Raw genomic sequence first — 17,868 nt, 5'->3', positions numbered from 1 at the left:
CCGCCCTCAAGGCGAAGTTGAGGACACGTCGAGAACATCGGATCTGTTGTGATCCGTGTCGATGTAGCGTCGGCACTCCCCGCACATCGAGGCACGCAGGAGCGCACGCATGAGCAGCAGCACCGCCCAGATCGGTGTCACCGGACTCGCGGTGATGGGCAGCAACCTGGCCCGGAACTTCGCCCGCAACGGCTTCACCGTCGCCGTCCACAACCGCACCGCAGCGAAGACGAAGGCCCTGGTGGAGGAGCACGGCCACGAGGGCTCCTTCGTCGCGGCCGAGACCGCGCAGGAGTTCGTGGACGCGCTGGAGCGCCCGCGCCGCCTGATCGTCATGGTGAAGGCCGGGGAGCCGACCGACGCCGTGATCCGGGAGTTCGTCCCGCTGCTGGAGGAGGGCGACGTCATCATCGACGGCGGCAACGCCCACTTCGAGGACACCCGCCGCCGCGAGCGCGAGCTGCGCGAGCAGGGCATCCACTTCGTCGGCGCCGGCATCTCGGGCGGCGAGGAGGGCGCGTTGCTCGGCCCCAGCATCATGCCGGGCGGTCCCGCCGAGTCCTACGCCTCCCTGGGCCCGCTGCTGGAGAAGATCTCCGCCAAGGCCGCCGACGGCACCCCGTGCGTGTCGCACGTGGGCCCCGACGGCGCGGGCCACTTCGTCAAGATGGTGCACAACGGCATCGAGTACGCCGACATGCAGCTCATCGGCGAGGCCTACCACCTGCTGCGCGAGGTCGCCGGCTACTCCCCCGCGAAGATCGCCGAGACGTTCCGCTCCTGGAACGAGGGGCGCCTCGACTCCTACCTGATCGAGATCACCGCCGAGGTCCTCGCGCACACCGACGCCGCCACCGGCCGGCCGTTCGTGGACGTCGTGGCGGACGCGGCGGAGCAGAAGGGCACCGGCCGCTGGACCGTCCAGATCGCCCTGGACCTGGGCGTGCCCGTCTCCGGGATCGCCGAGGCCGTCTTCGCGCGCGCCGTCTCCGGGCACGGCGCGCTGCGCGACGCCGCGCGCGAGCTGGCGGGCCCGACGGCGGCCCCGCTGTCGGGCGAGGCCGCCGACGCCTTCGCCGCGCAGGTCGAGCAGGCCCTGTACGCCTCGAAGATCGTCTCGTACACCCAGGGCTTCCACCAGATCCAGGCGGGCAGCGCGGAGTACGACTGGAACGTGGACCTGGGCGCGGTCGCCTCCCTGTGGCGCGGCGGTTGCATCATCCGCGCGGCCTTCCTCGACCGCATCCGGGCCGCCTACGACGCCCGGCCCGACCTGCCGAGCCTGCTGGCGGACGCGCACTTCGCGCGGGAGACCGGGGACGCCCAGGACGACTGGCGCGAGGTGCTGGTCGCGGCGGTCCGCCAGGGCATCCCGGTGCCGGCGTTCGCGGCCTCGCTGGCGTACTACGACGCGCTGCGCGCGGAGCGCCTGCCGGCCGCCCTCACCCAGGGTCAGCGCGACTTCTTCGGGGCCCACACCTACCGGCGCACCGACCGGGAGGGCTCGTTCCACACCCTCTGGAGCGGTGACCGTTCCGAGGTCCGCACGGACTGACGCACGAGCGCCCCGGGCCGCGCGGCCCGGGGCCCGCCCGTCGATCCGTTCAGGACGGCGCCGTTCAGGCTGCCTCGGCGCGGCTGAGGGGTCCGGGCTGCGGGATCGGCGCGGGCCCCGGCGGCGGGGGCACCGGGTCGGGCTCGGGCACCGGCGTGGGCACCGGCGGCACCGGGCGCGGGATCGGCTCCGGGTCGGGCAACGGCGGGAACGGCCTCGGGTCCGGCTCGGGGACCGGGGGCTGCGTCTGCTCTGGGTTTCGCACCATACGTCCCACCTTCCCCCGAACCCGCGCGCTACGCCCCGCCCGCGCGACGGCGCTCGCGGCTCGCGCGGCCGCGGCGACGGGGCGGGCGCGGGGCGGCCCCGCCCGTCAGCGGCCGGCCCGTCCGGGTGAGGAGGGTCCCGGGTGCCCGGTGAGCCGCAGGGCGGCGTCCAGGCCGGGGCGCGGGCTGGACAGGACCGGCAGCGGGGTGCGCGCGAGGGCCTCGGCGGGGGCCATGGAGGCCTGGGCCAGGACCACGACGTCCGCGTCGGTGACGGCCTCCACCGCCCGCGCCACGGCGGCGTGGCAGCCGGCGGCGTCGCCCGCCTCGAAGCGCTCCCAGGCTCCCGGCACCAGCAGGCCGCGCACCTCCAGCGGTCGCCCGGCGGCCTCCTCGGCGAGCAGCTCCGCGGTGGGGGCGAAGGTGGACTCCACGGTGGCGAGGACGACGACGCGCGGGCCGGTGCGCACGGCCCGGGCGGCCATCGGCCGGTCCACGCGCAGCACCCGCGTACCGGCGGCGCCCGCGAGCGACTCGGCGACCGAGCCCAGGGTGGAGCAGGTGACGAGTACCGGTGTGCCGGCCCCCGCGAGCAGCCCGCGCAGGTCGGCGGTGACGCTCGCCGGGCCCTCGGCGCGGGCCCGCTCCAGCAGCCCCGGCGCGACGACGTGGCGCAGGACCGCCCCGGGGTGGTCCGCGTCGCGCAGGGCGTCGAAGACCGGGACGTGCGCCGGGGAGGTGTGCAGCAGCGTCAGCGCCGCGGGGCCGGCCGTCACCGCGACGCGGGGTCCGCGCGCAGCCGCGCCTTGGCCGCCTCGACCACCCCGTCCGGGGCCGGGGGCGCCTGCTCGGGGTGGCGGGCGGCCCAGCGCGCCGCGTAGGGGCACAGCGGCACGACGGGGACGCCCTCGGCGGCGGCGATCCCGTAGAACCCCTCGACCAGTTCTCCGGCGATGCCCCGGCCCTCGTGGCCCGGCTCGACCACCGTGTGGACGGCGACGAGGGCGTGGGGCTCGACGTCGAGGACGAAGTAGGCGATGAAGCCGACCGTTTGCCCGTCCTCGACGGCGAGCAGCCGCCCGGCCTCGCGCTCGTCCCGCAGTGCGACCGACATGCTCGACTCCCCTCAGACCGCCACCGCGTGCGGACTGCGCTCCTGGTCCGTGCCCGGCACGGGCGCGGAGGGATCCGCGCCCAGTTCAATGATCTTGTTGTCGGCGTCCACGTGCACGACGCGCGGCTTCAGCGCACGCGCCTCGGCGTCCTCGACCTGGGCGTAGCTGATGAGGATGACCAGGTCACCGGGGTGCACGAGGTGCGCGGCGGCCCCGTTGATCCCGATGACCCCGGACCCGCGCTCCCCCTCGATGACGTACGTCTCCAGCCGCGCCCCGTTGGTGATGTCCACGATGTGGACCAGCTCCCCGGGCAGCAGGTCGGCGGCGTCGAGCAGATCGGCGTCGATGGTCACGGACCCGACGTAGTGCAGGTCGGCCTGGGTCACGGTGGCCCGGTGGATCTTGGACTTGAACATGGTGCGCAGCATGCTGAACTCCTAGAGGACGGCTCCCTGCCTGCTTTCTGCAGGTCAAGGGCGTTCCGCACACTACACCGGCGGACCTGGACCGGCGAAGGGTCGCACTCCGCGCAACGTCACGTCGTCGGGGGTTCCCATCCGACGGAATGCGGACCGTGACACACGGTCCCGGTATCACCGAGGAAGACCTCCGCCGGCCGGCGGGGGCGCGCTCCTTCGAGCGGGGACTCGGCTGTCCGTCCTCGGTCTCACGGCCGGAGACCGGAGCCGAAGCGATCGCCGTCACGGGCGACGGCGGCGACGCCTACGGGGTGGAGCCCACCGGGGCACGGGCCCTGAGCGGACCGGCCCACCCCGAGGTCGCGGCGCCGACGAGGACGAGCGCGATCGGCGGCGGGCGTCCGGGGGCGGGGCTCCGTGCCACCGGATCATGGTGACGGAACGTCAGATTGGGTGGGGTTTGTCCGCGCCCGCGGGCCCGTTCGCCGGCGCGCCGCCGGCGAATCGGTCAAGCCCCGGCAAGTAACCGGCAAGGCCGAGGAATCCGGGGCGGGTCGGGGCCGGTCGCCATTGACACGACGGGGTCACGGCGTGGCAGAGTCGGGCAAAGTCGCTGCTCACTGACGTGAACGGCGCTCGCTCGCCGTCCGGTTCCATGAGGCGGCGGCGATGGACGGGCCCGCCCCAGCCCACCGTCCCGGTCCGCTGCCGGTCGGTCGGCGCCGACCCGCGGGTGGGCCCGGCACGGGGGCGATGGAGGAACCGGTCGATGAAGAAGCTCACCCATCCCAGGGAAACGGAATCCGAGCCGGCAACGTATGCGACACGATGTCCGGAACGTGATCGCGCCGCGGTCGACGCGTGCGCCCGCGGCCTTCGCACGCCGCCGTTCGACAGTGTCCGCCGCGCCGCAGGAGTCGCGCTCGACACTCCCTCGACCGCCACGGGGCGGTCCACGACCGCACGTGAACCAGGACTCGGACGGGTCCGTGCCCGCGCGACGGCGCGGCACGGGGGCGGGGCGGAGGCCGGCGACGACGCCGGCCGCGTCGAGCACGCCCCCACCGCCGCCGCCCCCGGGCGCTGACGCGCGTACCCGGAGGCCGGGTGAGGAGCGGACCGCTCTCCCCGGCCCCGTCCGATCCGCCGGCCGTTCGACTCGCGGCCATGACACGAGGAGCATTCATGAGCGTCACGGCAGGGCCGGTGACGGATCTCCGCGATCCCACGCTCGACGACTTACGCGACCAGGCCCAGCAGCTCGCGGAGATGGCGACCAGACTGTTCGAACGGCAGCGGGCCGCCGCACCCCGTCCCGCGGCGCCCCTGGACCCGGAGGAGACCGACGAGGCGGTCGCGGCCCGGATCGTCCAGCAGGCGGGACACCACGTCGTCCTCGCGCAGTCGAGCTACGCGGCGGGCCCCCACGAGTTCGAGGACCTCCTGCTGAACCGACTGCACGCCCAACTGCTCGCGCGGGGCGCCGAGATCCGCATGATCCTGCCGAGCCGGCTGCTCGGCGACGACGAGGCCCTGACCCACCTGTGCGAACTGGCGCGCCGCGGTGCCGACATCCGCCTGTCCCCGCACAGACTCCCCACCACCACCGTCTTCGACGGCAGCCTCGCCCTGGTCGACTGCGCCGGCGGCCGCAACCAGGGGTTGGCCGTGGTAAGGGACCTGGACACGGCCAGGGCGATGGCGGTGCTGCACGACGCCGTGTGGGACGGCGCCGTCGACCTGGCCTCGGTCTGCGGCAACTGGGCGGACGACGAGAACGTCCTGCGCGTGCTGCGCACGCTCAGCCAGGGGCACACCGACGAGAAGGCCTCCCGTGACCTGGGGTTGTCGTTGCGCACCTACCGCCGGCACATCGCCTCGCTCATGACGCGCCTGGACGCGACGTCGCGCTTCCAGGCCGGGGTGCGGGCGGCTCAGCTCGGACTCATCGACGCCACCGAGTAGACGCGGGTCCGCACCGTCCTTCGGGCCCTCTCCGCCGCGCTCGCGCCGCCCCGGGGAGGGCCCGATCGCGTGTCCCTGGCATCAACCTGCCAATGATTTCGGAAGATGGCACGTTGATGCGCGAGTGACCAAAGTCGTCATCCTCCCTGACTAATCTCGACAATCGTCGGGGCGTCGCTTGAGCGGCACTCGACCGCCGCGCCGCACTAATCGGGTGCGGAGCAGTCACGGGCGGAGCGACCGATACGGGGGAACATGTACGACGTCATCATTGTGGGAGCGAGGATTTCCGGTTCCGCGACGGCGCTGATCCTGGCCGGACGCGGATACCGGGTCCTGCTCGTGGACCGAATAACCTTCCCGAGCCCGACCAGTTCGTCGACCAATCTGATCCACCCGCCCGGAGTGCTGAGGCTGCGCCGTTGGGGCGTGCTCGACCGGCTGAAGTCGCACATCATTCCGGAGATCACCCACTACTCCCTCCAGAGCGGCTCCGTACGGCTCGTGGCACCGCTGCCGGCCGTGGAAGGCGTGGGGTACGCCCTCTCCCCGCCCCGGATCAGCCTGGACCAGGCGCTCGCGGAAGCCGCCGTCGAAGCCGGCGCCGAGCTCAGGGAAGGGATCTCGGTCCAGGAACTGCTGCGCGAGAACGACACCGTCGTCGGTGTCGGCGGCGTCTCGAAGAGTTCGGGAAGAATTCACGAAAAGGCCACGATCGTGGTCGGCGCGGACGGAAAGAATTCCCGTGTGGCGCAGTTGGCCGGTGCGGAGAAATACCGTGACGAGCCGGTTCTGAGCAAGAGTTCCTGGACGTACTGGGAAGGACTGGAACAGGAACCGCTGGTCCGTACGTACCGGAAGAGCCGGCGCCATCCGTTCAGCTGGCCGACGCATGACGGACTTTCCATCGTCGGTGTGGCCTGGCCTGCCGATACCTTTCCCTCGGGGGATCCCGACCAGACCGACCGGACCGTGATCGAGGCCTTCACCGACGCCGATCCGGAATTCGCGGAAAGGCTGCTTCAGGGCCGCCGCGGCGACCGTTGGCTGACCGGCGCGGTCCCCAATTTCCTGCGCACCTCCCACGGGCCCGGTTGGGCACTCGTCGGGGACGCGGGCGCCACCAGGGACCCCATCACCGCCTCCGGGATCACCCACGCGCTGCTCGGGGCCGAACTGCTCGCCGACGCCATCACCGAGGGCCTGTCCAAGCGCCCCATGGCGGAGGCGATGGCCGACTACACGGCCCGCCGCGACCGGCTCATCGGCGACCACTACGACTACACCCGGGACTACGCGAAGGTCGCCGACCACTCCCCCGAGGAACGCGCGCTGATCGCGGCGATGAGCCGCAGCCCCCGGCACGGCCAGGACATGATCGGCCTGTTCGCCACCATCGTGCCCCCGGACCAGTTCTACACCCGGGGCAACTTCCGGGAGCTGTTCGGCCACCTGGGCTCCGGCCCCGACGTGCCGTGGAAGTCCCGCCTGGTGCGCTGGCTGATCGACGGGGTGCCCGGCCGTCCGGCCTGGGCGTCGAGCACCGCCGACCGGCTCATCGCCGCGAAGATCGGCCCGATGGGCGAACTGCTGCTGCGCAGCCCCGAGCCGACCGCCTGACCCTCACGCCGGCCGCCCGACCCAGCACGCCTGCCCCATCACGTCCGATCCAGCACGCCTGCCCCCTCACACCTGCCCCATCACGCCGGTCGCCCGTGTCACGACGCCGGGCCCGGCCGCCCTCCGGCCCACGACCGCCGAGCGGCACGGACGACGAGGTCCGTGGCCGCGTACGGCCTCGTCGCCCCGCACCGCGGTCGACGCCACCGCCGTCGACGCCGGCCCGCGTGCCGTCCGCGCACGCGCCGGCCGTCCGCGCGCCGGCCCCGCCGCGTGCCCGTGGGCCGTACCCGTCCACGCCGTAGACCCTTCATGGAGATCCTCTGATGAGTACATCCACCGACACCACGACCGGCACCGGACCGGTCGTCCTCTTCCCCGGTCAGGGCGGTTTCGACGGCGCCGCGCTGCGGCGCGCCCACGAGCGCCACCACCAGGTCCGGACCGTCTTCGACCGTGTCGACACGGTCGCCGACGAGCTGTTCTCGCGCAGGCTCTCGCCGCTGCTGCTGGAGGCCTCGGACGTCGAACTCCCCAAGCTCCTCGCGGACGAGCCCTGGGTGTCCCAACTGGCCATCTACGGGGCCGCCCTGGCCGCGTACCGGATCCTGGAGGACGAGGGCCTGCGGCCTGCCGTCCTGGCCGGGCACAGCCTGGGCGAGATCACCGCGCTGGTGGCGGCCGGCGCCTTCTCCGTCGAGGACGGCGCCCGCATCGTCGCCCGTCGCATCATGGTCATCGCCGAGAGCGAGGGCGACGGGGAGAACGGCGGCGCCATGGTGGCGCTGGCCGCCGACCCGGACCGGGCCCGCCACCTGGTGGGCCTGATCGGCCACCCGCTGCTGTCCGTCGCCACCGAGAACCACGACACGCAGACCGTGCTCAGCGGCCCGTACGAGGTGGTGGCGAGCGTCAAGGCCATCGCCGACCAGCTGCGGATCAGCTCCCTGAAGCTCGACTCGGCCTTCGCGTTCCACAACCCCGCGCTGGCCGACGTCGCGCCCGCCTTCGCCTCGTTCCTCGGCTCGCTCGACCGGCGGCCGCTGACCGTCCCGGTGTACTCGCCCATCCTGGGGCGCTTCTACGAGCCCCGGGAGCCGCTCGCCGAGCGCCTGGCCGAACACCTCACCCAGCCCGTACGGTTCTCCGCCGCCGTGCGCGAACTGCGCGCCCGCGGCCACCGCACCTTCGTGGAGGCGGGCGGGCGGGCCGTGCTGACCTCGCTCGTCTCGAAGGTCGTCCGCCCGCTCGACGCGGCCGACGGCTCCCTGACGACCGCGCTGCCCACGCTCGCCACCGGGCAGGGCGGGGCGCTCCAGCTCTCCACCACCCTGGGCTCGCTGCGGACCGCCGGCCTGACCGGCGGTGGCGAGGACGGGCTGCGCTCGGTGCGCCTGCACCTGGTGCCCGACGCGCCGCAGGAGGTGTTCGAGGCGTTCTGGAACGCCCACCGCGCCGAGCTGACCGAGGTCGCGGCCGGCCGTCTGCGGGAGTTCCTCGACGCGGGCGCCCCCACCGTGGGAGCGGACGGGACCGCCGGCGCGCCCCGGGCCGTCGCGGCCGACGCCGCCACGGGCGACGCGGCGGCCGCCGCGGTTCCGGGTCGGGAGGAGCTGCTCGCGGTCGTCCGCGGGATCTACGCCGAGGCCCTGGAGTACCCCGAGGAGGTCTTCACCCCCGAGGCCCTCCTCGAAGCCGAACTCGGCGTGGACTCCGTCAAGCAGGTCGAACTCCTCGCCCGCGCCTCCCGCCACTACGGACTCCCCACCCGCGCGAGCGACTTCCGCCTCGCCGACTACGGAACCCTCGACAAGATCGTCACCCTGATCGCGGACGAACTGGGCGCCCGGCGTCCGGAGCCCACGGCCACGCCGACCACGGCGGCGCCCAAGGCCGCGCCCGCGCCCACGACCGCGCCCGCCTCCGACGCCTCCGCTCCCGTGAGCGCCCTGCCTCAGCCTGCCGCGGCCGCCCTGCCGGACCGGGAGGAGATCCTCGCGGTCGTCCGCGGGATCTACGCCGAGGCCCTGGAGTACCCCGAGGAGGTCTTCACCCCCGAGGCCCTCCTCGAAGCCGAACTCGGCGTGGACTCCGTCAAGCAGGTCGAACTCCTCGCCCGCGCCTCCCGCCACTACGGACTCCCCACCCGCGCGAGCGACTTCCGCCTCGCCGACTACGGAACCCTCGACAAGATCGTCACCCTGATCGCGGACGAACTCCGCGCCCTCCAGTCGACAGGTGTCGCCGCATGACCCACGACCACACGACCGACCGGGGCCGCCCCCGCGCCACCGGCGCGGCGGCCGACCTCACGGGCAAGGTGGCGCTCGTCACCGGCGGAGCCCGCAACGTCGGCAAGGCCATCGCCACCACGCTCGCCGAGCGGGGCGCGCACGTCCTGATCAACTACTTCCACTCCCACGAGCAGGCCAAGCAGACCCGCGACGAGCTGCGCGCCCTGGGCGCGACCGTGGACATCTTCCGGGCCTCGGTGGCCCGCCCCGAGCAGGTCACACGGATGTTCGAGGAAATCGAGCAGCGCGTCGGTCGGCTCGACATCCTCGTCAACAACGCCGCCAACGGGGCGCTGCTGTCCGTGGACGAGACCACGGACGCCGATCTCGACCGGGCGCTGGAGACCAACCTCAAGGGCGGTCTGCGCTGCGCCCGGGCGGCCGCGCCGCTGATGGCGCGTTCCGGAGGCGGTTCGATCGTCACCGTCTCGGCGCTCGGCGCCTCGCAGATGGTGATGGCCAACTACCTGGCCTGCGCACCGGCGAAGGCGGCGGCCGAGGCCGCCGCCCGCTACCTGGCGGTGGAGTTCGCCCCGCGGAACATCCGCGTCAACATCGCCTCGGCGGCCATGCTGGCGAGCGAGGTGGCCGACAAGTTCCCCGAGTCCGCCGCGATGCAGCGGGCCGTGATCGACGGCACGCCGTTGGGGCGCCTCGGCACGCAGGAGGAGTTCGCCCGCCTGGTGGCGTTCCTGGCCTCGGACGAGTCCAGCTGGATCACCGGCCAGGTCATCCTGGCCGACGGCGGCCTCACCCTCGGGTCCACCCTGCTGGCACCGGCCCGGGCCGCGGACCCGACCGTGGGCGCCCCGGCGCCCGAGGTCACGGCCGAGGACACGGCCGAGGTCGCGGACGCCGTCGAGGTCGAGGTCACGGCCGAGGTCGCGGACAAGGTCACGGCCGAGGTCGCGCCCGCCGTCGAGGTCGTACCGCAGCCCGTGGCACCGCAGACCGTGGCGCCGCCCGAGCCCGTGGCGCCCGTACACGCCGCGCCGGAGCACGCGCCGGCCGGGTCCCCCGAGGACGCGTACGAGGACGAGGACGACGACGAGATCGCCGTCGTGGGCATGGGCCTGGCCGTCAGCGGGGCCAACAGCCCCGCCGAGCTCTGGGAGTTGCGCACCACCGGAGCCGAACTGTTCATCGAGGTGCCGGAGGACCGCTGGGAGCGGGCCGCCTTCTCCTCGCCCGACCAGGCCGACGAGGACAAGTCCTACCAGGACACCTGCGTCTTCATCACGGACTTCCGACCGGAGCCCACCGCCCTGGAGGGGCTCGGCTCCGCCCCGGACGACGTCGAGCTGACCACGCTGTGGCTGCGGCACTCGCTCGTCCAGGCCCTGGACGGGGTGCACCGCGAGCCGGGCGACCGCCACTCCTTCCACGTCGGCTACACCGCCGACGGCAGCCAGCACCTGGAGGAGGCGGGCGTCCTCGCCGCCTCCAACCACCTCATCGGCGAGATCACCTCCGACCTCGACATCGCCGGCCCGGAACGCGACCGGCTGCTGTCGGGCGTGGACCGCGCCCTGTCGGCCCGCTACCACCGGGGGCGGGCGGACGCCCCGCGCTTCCTGCCGCACCAGGTGGGCCAGGAGGCCATGGCCGGGGTGCTGCCGGACGAGACGCCCGTGCAGATGGTCGACACGGCGTGCTCCTCCTCGCTGTACGCCATCGACATCGGCGTCAAGGGCCTCCTCTCGGGCCGGTACGACATCGCGGTGGCGGGCGGGGCCTTCGCCCTCGCGCCCCGCGGAACCGTCCTCTTCTCCAAGCTGAAGGGGCTCTCGAAGCGCGGATCGGTGCACTCGCTCGACGCCGAGGCGGACGGCGTGATCTTCGCCGACGGGGCCGGGGTCGTGGTGCTCAAGCGCATGAGCCGGGCCAGGGCGGACGGCGACCGGATCCTCGGCGTGCTGCGGGCCTTCGGCTCCTCCTCCGACGGCAAGGGCAAGGCGATCTACGCGCCGAGCTCCGCCGGTCAGGACCTCGCGGTGCGCCGCGCCCTGACGGCGGGCGGCCTCACCGGCGCTGACGTGGACTGGGTCAACGCCCACGCCACGGGTACCCCGGCCGGCGACCTGGCCGAGTTCACCACCCTGCGCGGGCACTACGGCCAGGACCGGGCCAGTGTCGTCACCTCCAACAAGTCCCTGATCGGGCACACCGGTTGGGCGGCCGGGGTGGTCTCCCTGATCGAGTCGATCCTGGCCATCCAGGAGCGGACCATCCCCGGCCAGTACCGTTACCGCTCCGCCCCCGAGCTGTTCGAGATGGACTCGACGCGGCTGGAGATCTCCAGCGAGTCGCGCCCCTGGGAGCCGAAGGAGGGCAGCCGCCGCACGGCGGCGGTGTCCGGCTTCGGGTTCGGCGGCACCAACGCCCACCTGATCGTCTCCGAGAGCCCGGAGGAGCCGGCGGGGCGGCCCGTGGACGCGCGCGGGAAGGGCCGCGAGGACCGCGTGGGCCACAAGGTCTCCGACCGGGCCCCGGTCGCCGCCTCCGCCGCCTCCGCCGAGCGGATCGCCGTCGTCGGCTGGTCGGCCAGGCTGCCGGGCACCTCGGGCCGGCAGGACGTACAGGAGTGGCTGGACGGCGCCCGCACCGTCGACGCGGGATTCGGCGACACCTTCCCCGCGCCCTCCTTCCAGGAGGTGCGCATGCCTCCCGCCACCGTCCGGACCATCGACCGCTGCCAGCTCATGATCATCTCCTGTGCCCACGAACTGCGGGGCCAGCTCTCGGAGTTCTGGGACGCCAAGGCGGAACGCACCGGCGTCGTCGTCGGGCACATGGGACCGACCCGGGCCGCCATGCTGTACGCCAACCGCTGCTACCTCGACGACATCGAGCGCGGCCTGCGGTCCGACGCCTCGCTCGCGGCCGAGCCCCGGCTCGCCGAGGTGGTGGACCGGCTCCGCGAGCGGGTCCGTTCGATGACTCCCCCGTCCAACGAGGACTCCTTCCCCGGGATGATGCCGAACGTCATCTCCGCCCGGGTCGCCAACTACTTCGACCTGCACGGCCCGAACATCACGGTCGACGCGGGCCTCGGTTCGGCGCTGTCCGCCTTCTCGACGGCGGCCCGCTACCTGCACAGCGGCGAACTGGACTTCGTCCTGGCGGGCGGCATCAACGGCAACAGCCTCCCCGAGTACCTGCCGCTGCTGAGCGAGGTGTTCGGCGGGCGGTCGGTGGATCCGGCCGAGGGCGCCTTCCTGTTCGGCCTCACCACCGAGAGCAAGGCCCGGGAGGCGGGGCTCGACGTGCTCGCCTTCGTCGACGAACTCGCCCCCGGGGCCCGACCGGCCGCGGACTCCACCGAGCTCGAATGCGGCGCCGAGGGCGAGTACGCCCGCTACCTCGGCGCGGCCGGCGGCCTCGCCCTGCTGCGGGCGCTGCGCCAGGGTGACGACTCGACCGTCATCCGCTGCCGCGAGAGCGGCGGCGACGTGGCGCCCGGTCTGCTGGTGACCGCGCCGGGCCGGTCCGCCGCCCCCGCGGAGGCCGGCGTCGACGCCGAGGCCGCCCCGGAAGGCACCGCCGCGCTCCCGCCGCAGCTGGTCCGGCGGTACGCGACGGCCCTGCGGCCGGAGCCGGCGCTCGCCGCCGCCGGAGCGCACCCGTCCGCCCGTACGGCCGCGGACTTCCTGCCGGCCGGGGCCGTGGTGCTGACCGACGACCCGGAGCTGGTGGCGCGGATCGCCGCGCCGGCCGCCGAGGTCACCGTCCTCAGCACGGTCCGGCCCGCGACGCCCCGACCCGGCTGGCACCACCTGCCCGAGGTCACCGCCGACGCCGTGCGCGAGGCGCTCGCCTCCGTCCCCGGCCCGGTGCGCCACCTGCGCCTGGTCGCCGACCTGACCGGCTCGGTGCCCGCCGAGGAGGCGCTCACCGGTGCGGTCGAGGGGATCTCCGCCCTGCACGACCTGGCGTTCCTGACCGTGCAGCAGCGCTACGAGGAGCTCGGCGACGCGACGTCGTCCGTGGTGTTCCTGCTGCTGGGCGCGATGCCGGGCGGGGTCACGCACCCGCTGGCCGGACTGTTCACCGGGCTCGTCAAGTGCGTCCGCCTGGAACTCGCCGACGCGGACTCCTTCGCCTTCCTCACGGCGACCGCGGACGCGTCGGTCGGCGCCCGGCTCGCGGCCCTGGAGGCGGACCTCGTCCGTACCTTCCCGGTGGTCCACCACGACGGGACGAGCAGGCTGGTGCCCGCCCTGGAGGAGGCGCCCGCGCCGCGGGAGCCGGCCGGGGCCGACGGGGCGCCGCTGGACCGCGACAGCGTCGTGCTCGCCCTCGGCGGCGCCCGGGGCATCACCGCGGAGCTGCTGACCGCGCTCGCCGAGCGCTACGGGTCGCGGATCTACGCCCTGGGCAGCAACGCCCTCGACGGCTACCCGCCGGAGACCTTCGAGGGCTCCGACGAGGAGTTCGCGGCGACGCGTTCCGCGTACATCTCGGCGGGCGTGCGCGCCGGCGAGGGGACGGTGGCCGACATCAGCCGGCGGTTCGACCGGATGACGGACGCCCGCACCGCGCGGCACAACCTGGACCGGATGGCCCGGCACAGCGGCGAGGGCCGGGTCTCGTACCTGACCTGCGACGCCCGGGACGAGGCCTCGGTGCGCGCCGCGGTGGACGCGGTGGTGGCCGAGCACGGCCGGGTCGACCTGGTGATCAACGCGCCGGGCCTGAACCGTTCGGCGATGATCCGGGACAAGGACTTCGGCGAGTTCCGCCGGATCCGTGACCTCAAGGTCGCCGCCCACCGCAACCTGCACCGGGCCCTGTCCGGTCGGGCTCCGCGCCTGTGGTGCGACTTCGGTTCGCTGCTGGGCTTCTTCGGCCAGCGCGGCGAGGCGGACTACGCCTCCGGCAACGACTACCTGGCGAGCGCCGCCGGGTACGCGGCGGCCACCACCGGCACGGCCGAGTTCGTCATCGGCTGGACCCTGTGGGACGAGGTCGGCATGGGCGCGAACGAGTTGACCCGCGCCTACTTCAAGCGGGCGGGCTCCTACAGCCACATGCCCGTCGAGGAGGGCGTGCGCCACTTCCTCGCCGAACTCGCCGCGCCGCGCGGCACCGCCTCCGTCGTCCACCTGGGCGAGGCGGAGCGGGCCACCGTGGAGCGGTTCTACCCCGGCTATCTGGAAGCCCCGCCCGCGGGCGGGGAGCGGCGCGGGCGCTTCTACCTCCGGCGTGAACTCCCGGCGACGGGAACGGCACCGGACGCGGGCGGGGCCGGCGCCGTCGCCGTCGCGAAGGGCGCCACGGCGGTCTTCGAGTGCGCCTTCGACCTCGACACCGACGGATACCTCGAACACCACCTGGTCCGGGGCATCCCCACCCTCCCCGGCACGTTCGTCACGGAGCTGGCCTCCGAGGCGGCCCTGCACCTGGTGCCGGGAGGGGACGTCGTCGCCCTGGAGGACGTGCGGTTCCTCCACTTCCTCCAGGTGCACCGCGAGATCCCGCAGGGGCCCAAGCGGATCACGGCCACCGTCACGGACCGGGTCGGCGACCTGACCACGGTCGAGGTGGAGGTCAGCTACGACGTGGTCTCCCCCTCGGGCGTGAAGCTCGTCTCCGGCCGGCCGCACTTCACGGCCCGCGTCCTGGTCGGCAAGGGCTTCCCGGCCGCCCCGCTGTGGCAGCCGTGGGAGGACTCCGAGGACGTCCCGGTACCCGACCCGTACCACGCCGAGGGCGCTCCGGTCCGGCTCACCGGGCCGTTCGTGGCCACCGGCGGGACCCGTAGCGGCCCGCGCGGCGCACGCGCGGTCTACCGGGCCGAACTCGACCCGGCCGAGCCGGCGTGGTCCTCGTTCCTGGTGCCGACCGTCCTGCTGGACGCCATGGCCCGTACCGGCGTCCTCGCGCCCGTCAACGGTCTGATCCCGGTGGCGGCCCCGCTGTCGATCCGCCGCGTGGACCTCTACCAACAGGCCAACGACCGGGAACTGACGGCCGAGCACGGGCAGTTGGACCTGTACGTGGTCAACCCCGGCTTCGGCGGGGAGCGCGAGGAGGGCAACCGCTTCGTGGCGGCGGCCCCCGGTGGGCGCGTGGTGGCACAGATGAAGGACCTGACCGCGACCGTGATCGGCTACCTCGACCCGGTCACCGGTGTGGTGCACGGGCCCGACGCGCGGGCGGCGGTGTCCGCATGACCGCGACCGTGATCGACGGGGCGGGGGCCGGAACCCTCACCGCCCCCGCCGCCGGGAGCGGCACCGGGCCGGTCACCGCGCCCGTACGCCGGATGCTGTGGCGGCTCGCTCCCGCCGAGCCGCCGCGGACCGGACGGTCCCTGCGGGGCCGCCGGGCCGTGGTGATCGGCGGCGACGCGGAGACGGCGGCCCGCGTCGGGGCGGCGCTGCGCGAGCGCGGAGTCGCGCTCGTGGAGGTGCCCGCCGGAGCCCCGGGCGCGGGTCCGGGGACGGCCCCGGCGGCCGGTCCGGACATCCCGGACATCGTCGTGGACCTCACCGTCGCGGACCGCGTCACCTCGCCCGGCGGGCGTCACTGGCGGGAGGCCCTGCTGCGCACGTTCACCGTGCTGCGGCACTGCTACGACGACTGGAGCGCGGAGACCTCGGCCGACCGGCTGACCTACCTCGCCGTCAGCTATCTGGGCGGCGGCATGGGGCACCACCCCGAGGACGACGTCGCCCAGCCCCTGGGCGGGCTGTGGGCCGGTCTGGCCAAGAGCCTGCACCGGGAGCTGCCGAACTGCTCCGCCCGCGTCCTCGACATCGGCCTCGACGACCTCGCGCTCCTTCCCGAGCTGGTCGCCGAGGAGCTGTCCCTGCCCGGTCTCACCGAGATCGGGCGGCGCGACGGGCGGCGCTGGGTCCTCAGGCCCGAGGCCGTGCCGGCCGGTGCGCCGAAGCTGCGGTGGACGGCCGAGGACACCCTGCTCGTCAGCGGGGGTGGCCGGGGCATCGGGATGGCCCTGGCCCGCGAACTGACCCGGGAGTTCGGCCTGCGGGTGGTGGTGACCGGCCGGGCGGCGCTGCCGCCCGAGGAGAGCTGGCCGGAGCTGACCCCCGAGGCCCTGCGCCGGCGCCGCGACGAGCTGTGGGCCGAGCACCGTCGGGGCCGCCCGGTGGCCGACATCCGGCGCGAGATCACGCGTACGGAGGCCACCTGGGAGCTGGTCGGGAACCTCGTGTCGGCCCGCGCGGAGGGGTTGCGGCTGGACTACCGGGCCTGCGACTTCACCGACCCGGCGTCCGTACGGGGCCTCGTGGCGGAGTTCCCCGACCTCACCGGGGTGATCCACAACGCCGGGGTGGACACGCCGACCCGGCTGCCGAACAAGTCGGACGCGGAGATCACCGCGGTCGTGGCCACCAAGGTGGATTCGTTCCTCCACCTGTGGGACGCGGTGCGGGACCTGCCGCTGAAGGTGTTCTGCACCGTCGGCTCCCTGACCGGCCGGCTCGGCGGGATGGTGGGCCAGCTCGACTACGCCGCCGCCAACGAGGCACTGGCCCGGCTCGGGCTCTGGGCGCAGCGCGAGGTCGACTTCCCGGTGATGACGCTGGCGTGGCCGACCTGGGACCGGCTCGGGCTCGTCGCCAACTTCGGTGCCAGCCTGCGGTACATGGCGGCCATGGACGTGGCCGACGGGTTGGCGCACTGGCGCTCGGAGCTGCTGGCCGGGTCCCGGGGCGAGGTCTCCTTCGTCGGGCCGCTGGGCCGCGCGCTCTCCCCCACCCAGGCGGTCGGCTACCCGGTCGTTCCCCGACTGCCCGGCTACGAGGCCACGTACCCGAAGATCTTCCACCTCGGGACGGTGCTGGAGTACCAGCCGCACATGGGCTTCGTGTCGGAGGTCGATTTCGCCGGCGACGACCTCGCGGCGGTCGGCGACTTCCTCGTGCACGGCGAACCGGCGCTGCCGGTGAGCCTGTTGGTGGAGAGCGCCGTGCGCGGGGCGGAGTGGGTGACCCCAGAGCACCTGCCGGAGCTGGTGCTGCTCTCGGTGGAGGAGCTGTCGGTGCCGCTGGAGCTGCTGCGCTGCGCCGGGGGCCGGGTGCGGCTGCGCCGGGAGGTGATCGGCTTCGAGCAGGACGGCCGGTGGGTGGCGGAGGTCACCTTCCGGCCGGCCGGAGGCGGCGCGGCGGCCCGGATGCGCCTGCTGTACCGGGAGGCGGGGGCCGGGGAGGACACCCCGCCCGCGCAGGGTCCGCCGGTCGCGCCGGCGCGGCCCGACGCGGCGGCCGGCCCGGAGGTCACCGTCTGGGGCGCGGCCCCCACGCCGGACTGGCGCGGGCTGGTGGTTCCGCTGTCGCGGTGGGAGCCGCGGGGCGCCGAGACGATCGTCGCCGAGGTGCGGCGCACGCCCTCCGCGGACCTGTGGGCCGTGCCCCGGCCGCCCGCCTGCGCCGTACCGGTGACCGTGCTGGAGAACGTCCTGCGCGCGGCGGTCGGACGCGGCGTCGCCTGGTCCGGTTCGTCCGGCCGGCTGGACGTGGCGCGGATCCTGCTGCGCGGGACCGAGGGCGACCGGACGCGGATCACGGGCGATCCCCGGCTCGACGTGTGGCGGGCCGTCGACGCCCTCTCGGGCGAACCCGTCGCGGTGGTCACGGGCCTGTCCGGCTGACCGACGCCCGA

The 17,868-nt window shown here is 74.3% G+C and carries 11 protein-coding genes; 7 read left to right on the top strand and 4 right to left on the bottom strand.

What is annotated here, in order from left to right; all coding sequences use genetic code 11:
• Nucleotides 1-109: 109 nt before the first annotated feature.
• Nucleotides 110-1,555 (top strand): NADP-dependent phosphogluconate dehydrogenase, encoded by a 1,446-nt coding sequence (gene gndA, locus ACZ6ZI_RS17350; RefSeq protein ID WP_363059089.1) that lies wholly within the window; start codon nt 110-112, stop codon nt 1,553-1,555.
• 64 nt (nt 1,556-1,619) lie between these two features.
• Here the strand turns inward: gndA and ACZ6ZI_RS17345 are convergent, their stop codons facing one another.
• The 4 genes from ACZ6ZI_RS17345 to panD form a co-directional block, all read right to left on the bottom strand.
• On the bottom strand, nt 1,620-1,823 hold the full coding sequence (locus tag ACZ6ZI_RS17345; protein ID WP_469521347.1) for a hypothetical protein: 204 nt from the start codon (nt 1,821-1,823) through the stop codon (nt 1,620-1,622).
• A gap of 105 nt (nt 1,824-1,928) precedes the next feature.
• Nucleotides 1,929-2,597: an arylsulfatase gene (locus ACZ6ZI_RS17340; RefSeq protein WP_469521344.1), complete on the bottom strand. Its 669-nt coding sequence runs from the start codon at nt 2,595-2,597 to the stop codon at nt 1,929-1,931.
• Nucleotides 2,594-2,935 (bottom strand): GNAT family N-acetyltransferase, encoded by a 342-nt coding sequence (locus ACZ6ZI_RS17335; RefSeq protein ID WP_469521342.1) that lies wholly within the window; start codon nt 2,933-2,935, stop codon nt 2,594-2,596. Before ACZ6ZI_RS17335 ends, ACZ6ZI_RS17340 begins: the two co-directional genes overlap by 4 nt.
• Before the next feature lie 12 nt (nt 2,936-2,947).
• Nucleotides 2,948-3,367, bottom strand: a complete 420-nt coding sequence (gene panD, locus ACZ6ZI_RS17330; RefSeq protein WP_363059097.1) for an aspartate 1-decarboxylase — start codon at nt 3,365-3,367, stop codon at nt 2,948-2,950.
• 146 nt (nt 3,368-3,513) lie between these two features.
• Between panD and ACZ6ZI_RS17325 the strand changes: the two genes are divergently transcribed.
• The 6 genes from ACZ6ZI_RS17325 (at nt 3,514) to ACZ6ZI_RS17300 (ending at nt 17,857) form a co-directional block, all read left to right on the top strand.
• On the top strand, nt 3,514-3,795 hold the full coding sequence (locus tag ACZ6ZI_RS17325; RefSeq protein ID WP_469521339.1) for a hypothetical protein: 282 nt from the start codon (nt 3,514-3,516) through the stop codon (nt 3,793-3,795).
• 748 nt (nt 3,796-4,543) lie between these two features.
• Nucleotides 4,544-5,323, top strand: coding sequence for a helix-turn-helix transcriptional regulator (locus ACZ6ZI_RS17320; protein ID WP_469521336.1), 780 nt, complete (start codon nt 4,544-4,546; stop codon nt 5,321-5,323).
• Nucleotides 5,324-5,578: 255 nt separating this feature from the next.
• Entirely contained in the window at nt 5,579-6,943 is a 1,365-nt protein-coding gene (locus ACZ6ZI_RS17315; protein ID WP_469521333.1) for an NAD(P)/FAD-dependent oxidoreductase, read from the top strand.
• A 326-nt stretch (nt 6,944-7,269) separates the two neighbouring features.
• Entirely contained in the window at nt 7,270-9,195 is a 1,926-nt protein-coding gene (locus tag ACZ6ZI_RS17310) for an acyltransferase domain-containing protein (protein ID WP_469521330.1), read from the top strand.
• On the top strand, nt 9,192-15,413 hold the full coding sequence (locus tag ACZ6ZI_RS17305; protein WP_469521328.1) for an SDR family oxidoreductase: 6,222 nt from the start codon (nt 9,192-9,194) through the stop codon (nt 15,411-15,413). Before ACZ6ZI_RS17310 ends, ACZ6ZI_RS17305 begins: the two co-directional genes overlap by 4 nt.
• A complete protein-coding gene (locus tag ACZ6ZI_RS17300) occupies nt 15,410-17,857 on the top strand; it encodes a KR domain-containing protein (RefSeq protein ID WP_469521325.1) in 2,448 nt (815 codons plus the stop codon). The genes ACZ6ZI_RS17305 and ACZ6ZI_RS17300 overlap by 4 nt, the downstream gene beginning before the upstream one ends.
• Nucleotides 17,858-17,868 lie beyond the last annotated feature (11 nt).

Source organism: Streptomyces sp. NPDC103540 (genome assembly GCF_055584445.1).
This window is presented reverse-complemented; position numbering and strand designations above follow the sequence as displayed.